10 protein-coding genes are annotated in these 11,735 nt (G+C 65.0%); 2 read left to right on the plus strand and 8 right to left on the minus strand.

Annotation, left to right across the window (positions count from 1 at the left end):
- Positions 1 to 419 precede the first annotated feature (419 nt).
- Together ppdK and ACVIJ6_RS00855 are read right to left on the minus strand one after the other, a co-directional pair.
- Entirely contained in the window at positions 420 to 3,395 is a 2,976-nt protein-coding gene (gene ppdK, locus ACVIJ6_RS00850; RefSeq protein ID WP_456771070.1) for a pyruvate, phosphate dikinase, read from the minus strand.
- Positions 3,396 to 3,505: 110 nt separating this feature from the next.
- A complete protein-coding gene (locus tag ACVIJ6_RS00855) occupies positions 3,506 to 3,661 on the minus strand; it encodes a DUF3096 domain-containing protein (protein ID WP_012042558.1) in 156 nt (51 codons plus the stop codon).
- A 252-nt stretch (positions 3,662 to 3,913) separates the two neighbouring features.
- On the opposite strand from ACVIJ6_RS00855, the gene ACVIJ6_RS00860 reads away from it, so the two are divergent.
- Positions 3,914 to 4,258 carry a DUF1236 domain-containing protein gene (locus ACVIJ6_RS00860; RefSeq protein WP_456771071.1) on the plus strand — a complete coding sequence of 115 codons (345 nt, stop codon included), beginning with the start codon at positions 3,914 to 3,916 and terminating at the stop codon, positions 4,256 to 4,258.
- Positions 4,259 to 4,457: 199 nt separating this feature from the next.
- Here the strand turns inward: ACVIJ6_RS00860 and glyS are convergent, their stop codons facing one another.
- The 6 genes from glyS to ACVIJ6_RS00890 form a co-directional block, all read right to left on the minus strand.
- A complete protein-coding gene (glyS, locus tag ACVIJ6_RS00865) occupies positions 4,458 to 6,572 on the minus strand; it encodes a glycine--tRNA ligase subunit beta (RefSeq protein WP_456771072.1) in 2,115 nt (704 codons plus the stop codon).
- Positions 6,573 to 6,803: 231 nt separating this feature from the next.
- Complete coding sequence (locus tag ACVIJ6_RS00870; protein WP_456771073.1) at positions 6,804 to 7,754, minus strand: glycine--tRNA ligase subunit alpha; 951 nt, start codon at positions 7,752 to 7,754, stop codon at positions 6,804 to 6,806.
- A 133-nt stretch (positions 7,755 to 7,887) separates the two neighbouring features.
- Positions 7,888 to 8,079 (minus strand): hypothetical protein, encoded by a 192-nt coding sequence (locus tag ACVIJ6_RS00875; RefSeq protein WP_456771074.1) that lies wholly within the window; start codon positions 8,077 to 8,079, stop codon positions 7,888 to 7,890.
- 108 nt (positions 8,080 to 8,187) lie between these two features.
- Positions 8,188 to 9,090 (minus strand): S49 family peptidase, encoded by a 903-nt coding sequence (locus ACVIJ6_RS00880; protein ID WP_456771075.1) that lies wholly within the window; start codon positions 9,088 to 9,090, stop codon positions 8,188 to 8,190.
- A 234-nt stretch (positions 9,091 to 9,324) separates the two neighbouring features.
- Positions 9,325 to 10,107, minus strand: a complete 783-nt coding sequence (locus ACVIJ6_RS00885) for a tRNA1(Val) (adenine(37)-N6)-methyltransferase (RefSeq protein WP_456771076.1) — start codon at positions 10,105 to 10,107, stop codon at positions 9,325 to 9,327.
- A complete protein-coding gene (locus tag ACVIJ6_RS00890) occupies positions 10,100 to 10,327 on the minus strand; it encodes a putative signal transducing protein (RefSeq protein ID WP_012042550.1) in 228 nt (75 codons plus the stop codon). Before ACVIJ6_RS00890 ends, ACVIJ6_RS00885 begins: the two co-directional genes overlap by 8 nt.
- Before the next feature lie 127 nt (positions 10,328 to 10,454).
- Between ACVIJ6_RS00890 and ACVIJ6_RS00895 the strand changes: the two genes are divergently transcribed.
- The gene (locus ACVIJ6_RS00895) at positions 10,455 to 11,465 is read left to right on the plus strand and encodes a polyprenyl synthetase family protein (protein ID WP_012042549.1); all 1,011 of its coding nucleotides are present in this window, start codon (positions 10,455 to 10,457) and stop codon (positions 11,463 to 11,465) included.
- Positions 11,466 to 11,735: the final 270 nt, after the last annotated feature.

An 11,735-nucleotide genomic window follows, 5' to 3' on the forward strand; every position in this document is an offset into this window, starting at 1 on the left:
TGAACATTCGGTCAACGAAGGCGGTGAATGAAAATCAACCGCATATGAAGCGGAGGTTCCTGCCGGCGGTATCTAAGACATCGAGCTGCGATCGATCCAAGCAGGCTCGCTCCTCGTCATTCCGGGGCGCGCGCAGCGCGAGCCCGGAATCCATGGCCACAGGCCGCTATGAGACGCGAGATGTGCGCGGCGCTCGTCTTCGCAACAATGACCGTTCGTGGCCATGGAGTCCGGGCGCATTCGCGCTGCTTCAAAATGGCTGCGCCAATTTGCGCGCGAATGCCCCGGAATGACGGCAGTGGGGGCGAGCCACCGTCTCGATCCACTGACGCGCACCGCATCGACAAGCTCAGGTCCTCAAACGAAAAAGGCCGGCAACATCTGCCGGCCTTCATCAGATCAGTTCGGTTGCAGCAGGCTTACGCCTGGCTGGCGATCTCCTTGCCGAGCGCCGACTGCGCGGCGGCGAGGCGGGCGATCGGCACGCGATAGGGCGAGCACGACACGTAGTTCATGCCGATCTTGTGGCAGAACGCGACCGAGGCCGGATCGCCGCCATGCTCGCCGCAGATGCCGACCTTGAGGTTGGGCCGCGTGGCGCGGCCGCGCTCGACGCCGATCTTGACCAGCTCGCCGACGCCGTCGCGATCGATCGAGATGAACGGATCGATCTCCAGGATGCCCTTGGCGACATAGGCGCCGAGGAAGCTGCCGGCGTCGTCGCGGCTGATGCCGTAGGTGGTCTGCGTCAGATCGTTGGTGCCGAACGAGAAGAACTCGGCGGCCTCGGCGATCTGGCCCGCCATCAGGGCTGCACGCGGCAGCTCGATCATGGTGCCGACCTGATACTCCAGCTTGGCGCCGGTCTCGCGGATGACGGCCTGCGCCATCGCATCGATGCGCGCCTTGACCAGATCGAACTCGGCCTTGGTGGCGATCAGCGGCACCATCACTTCGAGGCCGACAGCCTCGCCGGTACGCTTCTCGGCCTCGACCGCCGCCTCGAAGATCGCGCGCGCCTGCATCTCGGCGATCTCCGGATAGGCGATCGCAAGACGGCAGCCGCGGAAGCCGAGCATCGGATTGAACTCCGACAGCTCGCGGGCGCGATCGGCAAGCCGGCGCGGATCGGTGTTCATCGCGCGCGCGACCTCCTCCACCTCGGCCTGGGTGTGCGGCAGGAACTCGTGCAGCGGCGGATCGAGCAGGCGGATCGTGACCGGCAGACCCTTCATGATCTCGAACAGCTCGACGAAGTCAGCGCGCTGCATCGGCAACAGCTTGGCGAGTGCGGCGCGGCGCTCCTGCTCCTCCTCGGAGAGGATCATCTCGCGCACCGTGCGGATGCGCGTCTCCTCGAAGAACATGTGCTCGGTGCGGCACAGGCCGATGCCCTCGGCGCCGAACTTGATCGCGGTGCGCGCATCCTCCGGCGTGTCGGCATTGACGCGCACGCCGGTCTCGCGCACGGCGTCCGCCCAGCCCATCAGCGTGCCGAACTCGCCGGACAGCTCCGGCTCGATCATCGGCATGCGTCCCGCGAGCACCTGGCCGACAGAGCCGTCGATGGTGATGACGTCGCCGGTCTTGAAGGTGCGCCCGCCGATGCTCATCGTGCCCCGGCCGTAGTCGACGCGGATGGTGCCGCAGCCGGACACACAGGGCTTGCCCATGCCGCGCGCGACCACCGCCGCATGCGAGGTCATGCCGCCGCGCGTCGTCAGGATGCCTTCCGCGGCGTGCATGCCATGGATGTCCTCCGGCGAGGTCTCGATACGGACCAGGATGACCTTGCGGCCATCGGCCTGCAGCTTGGTCGCCTCGTCCGAGGAGAACACGATCTCACCCGAGGCCGCGCCCGGCGAGGCCGGCAGGCCCGTGGCGACCACGTCGCGCTTGGCGGCGGGATCGATGGTCGGATGCAGGAGCTGATCGAGCGAGGCCGGATCGACTCGCAGCACGGCGTCGTTCTCCGAGATCAGGCCTTCATTGGCGAGCTCGACGGCGATGCGCAGCGCCGCCTTGGCGGTGCGCTTGCCGCTGCGGGTCTGCAGCATCCACAGCTTGCCGCGCTCGACCGTGAACTCCATGTCCTGCATGTCACGGTAGTGCTTCTCGAGCAGCGTGTAGATGCGGGTCAGTTCCTTGAACGCCTCGGGCATCGCGACTTCCATCGAAGCCCGGTCGGAGCCGGACTCGATGCGCGCGTCCTCGGTGATGTCCTGCGGGGTGCGGATGCCAGCGACGACGTCCTCGCCCTGGGCATTGATCAGGAACTCGCCATACAGCTTGCTCTCGCCCGTCGAGGGATTGCGGGTGAAGGCGACGCCGGTGGCCGAGGTGTCACCCATGTTGCCGAACACCATCGCCTGCACGTTGACGGCCGTGCCCCAGGACTCCGGAATGTCGTGCAGCTTGCGATAGGTTACCGCGCGCGCGTTCATCCAGGATGAGAACACCGCGCCGATCGCGCCCCACAGCTGGTCATGCGGATCCTGCGGGAACTCCTTGCCCGTCTCGTGCGCGACGGCTTCCTTGTACTTGCCGACCAGCATCTCCCAGTCCTCGGACGAGAGATCGGTGTCGAGCTGATAGCCCTGGCTGTCCTTGAAGCTGTCGAGGATGTCCTCGAAATGATGGTGCTCGAAGCCGAGCACCACATCCGAATACATCGTGATGAAGCGGCGGTAGCTGTCGAAGGCGAAGCGGCGGTCGCCGGACAGCTGTGCCAGCGCCTCCACCGTCTGGTCGTTGAGGCCGAGGTTGAGCACGGTGTCCATCATGCCCGGCATCGAGGCGCGGGCGCCGGAGCGCACCGAGACCAGCAGCGGGTTTTCCGGATCGCCGAACGTCTTGCCGGTGAGCTTGCCGATGTAGTCGAGCGCCTTGTCGACTTGTGCCTGCAGCTCCTTCGGATAGGTCTTGTCATTGGCGTAGAAGTAGGTGCAGACCGAGGTCGGAATGGTGAAGCCCGGAGGCACCGGCAGGCCGAGATTGGCCATCTCGGCGAGATTGGCGCCCTTGCCGCCGAGCAGGTCGCGCAGGCCGGCTTTGCCCTCGGCCTTGCCGTCACCGAAGGTATAGACCCACTTGTTCGGCTTGATCGCGGTCGCCGCGCTCTTGGCCGCAGGCTTCGCAACCGAGGCTTTGGCAGGCTTGGCAACGGACTTGGCCCCCGGCTTGGCGGCTGTTTTGGCCGGCTTCTTCGGAGCTGTTTTCACCGGGGCTTTGGGCGCGGCCTTAGCAGCAACCTTGGCGGGGGCCTTGGCCGCCGGCTTCGGCGCCGTCTTCAGCGCCTTGCGCGGCGGAGCGAGCGGAGCAGCCTTCGCCTTGCCCGGCTTGGAAGGCTTTGATTTCGCTGTAACTTTCTTAGACTTCGCTACCGCTTTGGCCATGAGATGGTTCGATCCGCAAATGGGGAGGAGAAATCGCGCGCCTTACACCACTTTGGGCGCTGCGGCGCAAGCACAGAGGTTCCCAAACTTGGGACGAGAGGGCCGGGAGACTAGAAATGGAGCCACTTCAGAAGGCCCATGCCGATCAGGCCGTTCAGGATGAGGAAGATCGCGACGATCAGGTTCAACAGCCGCGGCATGATCAGGATGAGCACGCCGGCGATCACGGACATGATCGGCGAGATATGGGCAACGGTCAGGGTCATAGGCGAACTCTGAATTGATGGAAGGATGAGGTGAGCGATTCGAGGCGGCCGGACTTTATCCCGGCTCATCGTGGCGGAATAGGAGACGCAACAGGACCGGTTCCGGTTCCCCGCCGTCGGGAACTGCCGGGACAATGCCTCCGGCCTGGGTCCCGCCGGCGCGGACCGATGCGCGGCCGATGGCATTGGGAGGCAGGTGCCGGCCTGTGCCGGCCTCGAGAGTCAGCGGATCAACAGCGAGGAGCTCCGTCCATGCGAACCCATCTCACCCTTGCAGGCCTCGTGGCCGCACTCGTGATTCCGGTGGCGGCCGAGGCGCAATCCACCACCGTGGGGCGCGTCGTCGTCGAGGAGGACGCGCCTGTCATCACCGTCGAGCGGCGTCCGGAATTCCGCGAATATGTCGTGCGGGAGCGTGTTCCCAACTATGTGATCCCCGATCGCGTGGTTGTTGGGACCATTCTGCCGGAGTCCGGTGTTACATATTACGACGTTCCGCAGCGTTTCGGTGCGACACCTTATCGCTACACGGTGGTGAACGGCGAAACTGTTCTGGTCGAACCGCGATCGCGACGGATCATTCAGGTGGTTGAATAGTTATCGAGCTGCATTTGGTCGCCAACGCCCCCGCAAGCGGCCAGATGTAAAGGCCCTGCCCGGTCCCCCCCGCCGGGCGGGGCTTACTTTTTTTCGGACGCTGTTCGCTCGCACCGCCGTCATCGCGAGCGCCAGCGACGCGATCCAGGGGCCACGCAGACAGTTTCTCCGGTCATGGCCCCCGCGACAGTCTGCGAACTCAGCCTTCGATCTTGGAGAAGTCGGCCACCGCGCGCGTGGCGCTGCGGATCTCGTTCAGGAGCTTCAGCCGGTTCTCGCGGATGGCCGGATCGTCGTCGTTGACCTTGACCTTGTCGAAGAACGCGTCGACCGCCGGACGCAGCTTGGCCATCGCGCGCATCGCCGCGGCAAAGTCCTCCTTGGCGACGGCAGCGCCGGCGTCAGCCGCAACTTTGCCGATCGCCTTGGCCAGCGCCTTCTCCTCGTCGAGCCTGTAGAGCGCAGCATCCGGCGCGCCGTCGAACTTGCGCTTGTCCTTCTTCTCCTCGATGGCGAGGATGTTGGAGGCGCGCTTGGTGCCAGCAAGCAGGTTCTTGCCGTCGTCGGTATCGAGGAACTTTCCGAGCGCCTCGACCCGGCGCACGACCATCAGGAGATCGTCCTGGCCGCCGAGCGCGAACACCGCGTCGACGAGATCGTGCCGCGCACCCTGCTCACGCAGCTGGACCTTGAGGCGGTCTGCGAAGAAGGAGAGAAGATCGGCGGCAAACTTGTCCGATTGACCAATGACTCCTGCATGGCTTGCTGCATATCCTTGCCAGGCAACGTGAATGAATCGGAGCAGAGGCAATTGAATATTGTTTGAGGTCACGAGCCGAATAATGCCGAGCGCAGCCCGCCGAAGTGCGAACGGATCCTTGCTTCCCGTCGGCTTTTCATCGTGCCCCCAAAAACCGACTAGCGTGTCCAGCTTGTCGGCGAGCGCCACCGCGACGCTGACGGGATCGGTTGGCACCCGATCGGCTGGTCCCTGAGGCTTGTAGTGCTCCTCGCAAGCCGCGGCGACTGAGGCGTCCTCGCCCTGGGCGAGCGCGTAGTACTTGCCCATCAGGCCCTGCACTTCCGGAAACTCGCCAACCACCTCGGTAAGCAGGTCTGCTTTCGCAAGTTTCGCAGCTCGTTTGACCTTTATGTCGTCCGCTCTGATAACCTCACTGATTTCCGTTGCGAGCTGTTCAATCCGCTTAATCCGCTCCGCCTGCGTCCCGAGCTTCTCGTGGAACACGATCTGCTCGAATTTCGGCAGCCGGTCCTCGAGCTTGGTCTTGAGGTCCGTCTCATAGAAGAACTTCGCGTCCGACAGCCGGGCGCGGATGACGCGCTCATTGCCGGCGATGATGGTCTTGCCGCCGTCGGTCGCCTCGATGTTGGCGGTCAGGATGAATTTCGGCGCCAAGCCTCCCGTCTTGGGGTCGCGCACCACGAAGCATTTCTGGTTGTTGCGGATGGTGGCGCGGATCACCTCGCCGGGGACCTTCAGGTACTCCGGATCGAACGAGCCCATCAGCACCACGGGCCATTCGACGAGGCCTGAGACCTCATCGAGCAGGACAGGGTCCTCGACCAGCTCATAGCCTTGCGCAAACGCGAGCTGTTTGGCGTCGGTGACGATGGTGTCCTTCCGGCGCTGCGGATCGAGCACGACCTTGGCGTCGAGCAGCTTGGCCTCATAGTCCTCGAAGCGGCGCACCTGGAACGGCGCGGGCGCCATGAAGCGGTGGCCATAGGTGGTCTGCCCGGCTTCGATGCCGTCGACGGCGAAGCTGACGACATCGGGCTCCTCGGTTTCGAGACCGAAGGTCGCGGTGATCGCATGCAGCGGCCGCACCCAGTTCAGCGCACCCGGCTTTTCCGAGCGCTTGCCCCAGCGCATCGATTTCGGCCAGGGGAAAGTGCGCACGATGACCGGCAGCATCTCGGCGAGCACATCGAGCGTGGCGCGGCCCGGCTTCTCGATCAGCGCGACGTAGAAGTCGCCCTTCTTCGGATCGCGCTGGATCGTCGCCTCCTCGAGCGAGGACAGGCCGGTCGCTTTCAGGAAGCCCTGGATCGCGGCATCGGGTCCGCCGACGCGCGGGCCCTTGCGTTCCTCCTTCAGGTCTGCCTGCCGCGCCGGAATGCCATGCACGGTCAGCGCCAGCCGCCGCGGCGTCGCAAACGCCTTGGCGCCCTCATAGACCAGGCCCTCGGCGACCAGCTTGTCGGTGACCATGCGGCGCAGATCCTCGGCCGCCTTGGCCTGCATGCGCGCGGGGATTTCTTCGGAGAACAGTTCGAGAAGCAGGTCGGGCATATCTCAGGTCTCTCTGCACGAAGAACCACCTTCCCCTGGAAGGACAGGCCATCGCGAATTGCTAAACTCGTGGAAGGAAGCGCGCCCTCCACCGTCCTTCGAGACGCCCGCCTTCGGCGGGCTCCTCAGGACGAGGTCTGATTTTGCGGCGGGATACGGAAACCCTCATGGTGAGGAGCGCCGCACGCGGCGCGTCTCGAACCATGAGGCCCGGAAGCAGCCGTGTTCGTTCTAACCAGCCCCCACCCCGCCCGCTTCCGTATGCAGCCAGGCCTCGCCGCAGGCCTTGGCGAGTTCGCGGACGCGCAGGATGTAGCTCTGGCGCTCGGTGACGGAGATGACGCCGCGCGCGTCGAGCAGGTTGAAGACGTGGCTGGCCTTGATGCACTGGTCGTAGGCCGGCAGCGCCATCAGATGCTCCTTGCGGTTGCCCAGCTTTGAATTTTCTTGCCAGCCGGCGGTGAGATATTTGCGGCAGGCGCCCTCGGCCATCTTGAACTGCTCGAACAACATCTCGGTATCGGCATGCTCGAAATTGTGCCGCGAATATTCCTGCTCGGCCTGCAGGAAGACGTCGCCATAGGTGACCTTGGCGTCGCCGTCGCGGCCGTTGAAGTTGAGGTCATAGACGCGGTCGACGCCCTGGACATACATCGCCAGACGCTCGAGCCCGTACGTCAGCTCACCCGCAACCGGCGCGCATTCGAAGCCCGCGACCTGCTGGAAATAGGTGAACTGCGACACCTCCATGCCGTCGCACCAGCACTCCCAGCCCAACCCCCATGCGCCCAGCGTCGGGCTCTCCCAATCGTCCTCGACGAACCGGATGTCGTGCAAGGCTGCGTCGATGCCGATCGCGCCGAGCGACTTCAGGTACAATTCCTGAAGGTTCGGCGGCGACGGCTTCATGATCACCTGGAACTGGTAGTAGTGCTGCATCCGGTTCGGGTTCTCGCCGTAGCGGCCATCCTTCGGCCGCCGCGACGGCTGCACATAGGCGGCATTCCACGGCTTCGGGCCGAGCGCGCGCAGGGTCGTCGCCGGATGGAAGGTGCCGGCGCCCATCTCCATGTCGTAGGGCTGCAGGATCACGCAGCCCTGCTCGGCCCAGAACCGTTGCAGGGCCAGGATGAAGCCCTGGAACGAACGTTCGGGGCGCATGTGCTGAGGCAGCGAATCCATCGTCGGTATCGGTCTTTCGCGCGGGGGTCGGAAAAGCGCGCGGACCGTATCGGCGAGGCCACCAGGAATCAAGGCAATAGCAATCGCGGCCGGGCGGCCAGCGTGCCGCCAGTTCGACGCTCAGGTCGTGAGGTCAGCCGGGCCGATAGGCGCCCGTGACCGGATCGCGGCGCAGGGTCTTGATCTCAGCGGTCTGGGCCGCCTCGGCGACGCGCGACAGCCGCGCTTCTTCGAGCTCGCGGTTGATCTTCTGCGCGGTCTTGTAGGCCCAGCGAACCACGGCAAGCCCGCCCACCAACCCTGCGAATGCAACGAACGGCGGCATTGGTCGATCCTTGTCCATCATGAGTGCCACCCCCGATTCGTATTCTCGCCGATCCCGGTTCCCCCTGCAATCCGGATCGCAGGGGGCAAAACAGCGCGGGACGACGGCCTAGAACCCGAATCTGGCCCAGATCGCCCGGGTTTCGGCGGCCGAGATCAGCTCCTCGGCGAATCCGGCCCAGCCGAAGGCCAAGCTGCCGGCCCCCGGGGACCGGCGCCCGAGCAGCCCGGACAACAATCCGGCGGCCGGCGCCACCACGGGCATCGCCACCTTGTCGCCGAACCGGGCACGCAACACGGCGCGAAGATCGCCGATGCCGTCGGCAAGCCCGAGCGTCACCGCGGTATCGCCGGCCCAATACTCGCCGGTGAAGAGCACGTCGTCGGCGCCTTTCAGCCGGCCGGTGCGGCTCTGCTTCACCAGCGAGATGAACTGCGCGTGGATCTCACGCTGGATCTGCTTCAGCCGCGCCACGTCGTCGGGATTTTCGGGGAGGAACGGATCGAGCATCGCCTTGTGCTCGCCGGCCGTATACAGCCGCCGTTCGATGCCGATCTTCTTGATCAGGTCCTGCAATCCGAACGAGCCGCCGACCACGCCGATCGAGCCGAGGATCGACGAGGGATCGCAGAAGATCTCGTCACCCGCGCAGGCAATCATATAGCCGCCGGACGCGGCGACATCCTCGACGAAGACGAGCACCGGCAGCTTCTTCTCGGCCGCGAGTTGCCGGATCCTCAGATAGATCTGGCGCGACTGCACCGGCGAGCCGCCTGGCGAATTGATTACCAGCGCCACCGCCTTGGCGTTGCGCATCGCGAACGCGCGCTCCAGCATCTTGGCGACCCCGGCCAGCGTCAGCCCGGGACGCAGCGGAGTCACCGCGCCGATCACGCCGGAGAGGCGGACAACGGGCACGACCGGTGCGCCGCGCAGCCGCGCCGGAAGCAGCGCCTTCAACCGATCCAAAGGCCCCTCTGCAGCGCCGACTTGTGTCAAATTGTCCACCATTCTGTTACCTCGGATTAACCACTTTTTATCGTGGCACTGCCATTCAATGGGCTGGAACGAGCCTTGCAATCCCCTGGGCAATTGCACGGCGAGCCAAGTTGCAGAGTGCGGCGGAGGAATGCATGAAGGTCTACCTGTTGATGCTGCTGATCGGTACTCTCTTGACTGCGATCCGTTTCACGACGGTAACTGAACGCCAATCCGAAGCGCAGACGCAATAACGCGCGGCCTCGATCAACCGTTCAGGGGGTGCCCGGAGCCAGCCAAGGCCAGCGCCCCCTGCCCCTCCAGCACGCGCACAACGTCGTCATGAGGTACACCTGCTGCCTCATTGAGCATCACCCCCGGCCAGATCTGGAGGGGTGCCCGCCCTCCTTTAACGGCCCTGACCAGGATACGGATTGCCGGCTTCCCGGCCTGCCCGTGCACCGGCTGCACCCCGAGGCTACCGAAGCCGCGCGCCAGCGCCGCCAGCACCTCACCGAGACCATCGGCCCGCCAGATCAAGGTCAGCACGCCACCGGATTTGAGCATCCGGCGCGCGGCATGGGTCCAGACCTCCAATGTCGTTGCCGTCGCCATATGCGCCGTCGCCCGCGCACTGTCCGGCGAGGCGCGGTGACGCGCGGCGTCGTGAAAAGGCGGATTCATCAGCACGACATCGACACTGTCGGGGCCGAGCCCAGCCGCGGCAAAGGCCGCAGCGTCCGCGCCGACATCCAGCGTGACCACATCAGCAGGCAATTCATTGGCGCGTGCATTGTCCTGTGCCAAGCGCGCCAGCTCAGGCTCGCGTTCGACCAGCGTCAGGGCTACACCACCGATGCGGCATGCCAGCGCCAGCCCGGCGGTTCCGACGCCCGCACCGAGATCGACGACGCGATGGCCGGGACGCGCGGAGGTTGCTGCGGCCAGCAGGATGGCGTCATGGCCGGCGCGATGACCCGAGGTCGGCTGCCTCAACCGCAATCGGCCGCCGAGCACGGCATCTTCGGAGATCGCGACCGCGTCACTCATCGGGACGGAGTTCATGCCCGAGCCCGGCGTCGGTGAGAAGCCGGCGGGCCTGCAGATTGTCGTCCTCGTGAACCAGGATCCGTCGCGGCAAAATGCCGAGCGAGCCCTCGATGATGCTCATATTCTGGTCGAGCACGAGATGGTGGATATCAGCGCCGTCGAGCAGCGCGCCAACAGCCGAAACCAGCACGATATCGTTGGTCCGAACCAATTCCTTCAATCGTTATGTCTCCGTGCAGGCTGAGGTCCATGCAGGGGCGGGTTGGGTCAAGGTTACGTGTCCGCCCTTGCCGCCTGCGGCCGCAGTTTCTATTGTCGAACCCAGAATAGCAAAATTGGAGACCAGCGTGGCGGTTATCGTACCTTTCGAGAGTCCATCGGGCGCTTCCATCGATGGGCTGGTCGGCCTGGTCGCAGCCGACATGGAACGGGTCAACGCCACGATCCTGTCACGTACCGGTTCGGACGTGACGATGATTCCCGAGGTCGCCAACCACCTGATCTCCTCGGGCGGCAAACGGCTGCGGCCGATGCTGACGCTGGCGATGGCGCATCTCACCGGCTATGCTGGCGACGGCCATGTCAAACTCGCCGCGGCGGTCGAATTCATGCACACCGCGACGCTCCTCCATGACGACGTGGTTGACGAGAGCGAGATGCGCCGCGGCAAATTGTCCGCACGCATGCTCTGGGGCAACGAGGCCAGCGTGCTGGTCGGCGACTTCCTGCTCGGCCAGGCGTTCCGCATGATGGTCGAAGTCGGTTCGCTGCGCGCGCTCGACATCCTGTCGGCTGCTGCGGCCACGATCGCCGAGGGCGAGGTCATGCAGCTCGCCGCCGCCAAGAACACCGCGACCACCGAGGATGAATATCTGGCCGTGATCCGCGGCAAAACCGCCGAGCTGTTCGCCGCCGCCTGCGAGGTCGGCCCGGTGCTCGCCGATCGTCCCAAGGCCGAGCAGACCGCGTCGCGCTCGTTCGGCATGAATCTCGGCATTGCGTTCCAGCTCGTCGATGACGTGCTCGATTATGGCGGCAAGGCCGCCAAGCTCGGCAAGAATGTCGGCGACGATTTCCGCGAAGGCAAGATCACGCTCCCGGTGGTGCTCGCCTTCCGCCGCGGCAGCGACAGCGAGCGCGCCTTCTGGATCAAGTCGCTGGAGCGCGGCGAGATCAGCGATTCCGATCTCGACCACGCCATCGGCCTGATGAACAAGCACCGCGCGCTGGAGGATACGATCAGCCGCGCCCATCATTACGGCGCCATGGCCGTCGACGCGCTAGCGCTGTTCCCGGCCTCGCCGATGAAGACCGCGCTCGAGCAGGTCGTCGCGTTCTGTCTGGCGAGGTCGCATTAGTTCGTTCGCCTGCCGGCTCCATCGCGGGTATCATGCCACGCGCAGACGGGGTATCCACTACGCCGCCCTGTCGCGATCGACACGACAGCCTCTGCAATACTAGATCGCCCGGTCAAGCCGGGCGATGACTGCGCGGGCTGATTGACGAGCACCGTAGCTCCACTCACCGTCATCGCGAGGAGCGAAGCGACGAAGCGATCCAGGGGCGCGACAAAGATTCTGGATTGCTTCGCTTCTGTTTAGCCCGGGGACATGGCTGACGGGTGTTCG

The sequence above is a fragment of the Bradyrhizobium sp. USDA 4369 genome (genome assembly GCF_054056435.1).

Coding starts and splice junctions, on each gene's coding strand:
- ppdK (WP_456771070.1), bottom strand. CDS start 3,395: ATGGCCAAAGCGGTAGCGAAGTCTAAGAAAGTTACAGCGAAATCAAAG.
- ACVIJ6_RS00855 (WP_012042558.1), bottom strand. CDS start 3,661: ATGACCCTGACCGTTGCCCATATCTCGCCGATCATGTCCGTGATCGCC.
- ACVIJ6_RS00860 (WP_456771071.1), top strand. CDS start 3,914: ATGCGAACCCATCTCACCCTTGCAGGCCTCGTGGCCGCACTCGTGATT.
- glyS (WP_456771072.1), bottom strand. CDS start 6,572: ATGCCCGACCTGCTTCTCGAACTGTTCTCCGAAGAAATCCCCGCGCGC.
- ACVIJ6_RS00870 (WP_456771073.1), bottom strand. CDS start 7,754: ATGGATTCGCTGCCTCAGCACATGCGCCCCGAACGTTCGTTCCAGGGC.
- ACVIJ6_RS00875 (WP_456771074.1), bottom strand. CDS start 8,079: ATGCCGCCGTTCGTTGCATTCGCAGGGTTGGTGGGCGGGCTTGCCGTG.
- ACVIJ6_RS00880 (WP_456771075.1), bottom strand. CDS start 9,090: ATGGTGGACAATTTGACACAAGTCGGCGCTGCAGAGGGGCCTTTGGAT.
- ACVIJ6_RS00885 (WP_456771076.1), bottom strand. CDS start 10,107: ATGAGTGACGCGGTCGCGATCTCCGAAGATGCCGTGCTCGGCGGCCGA.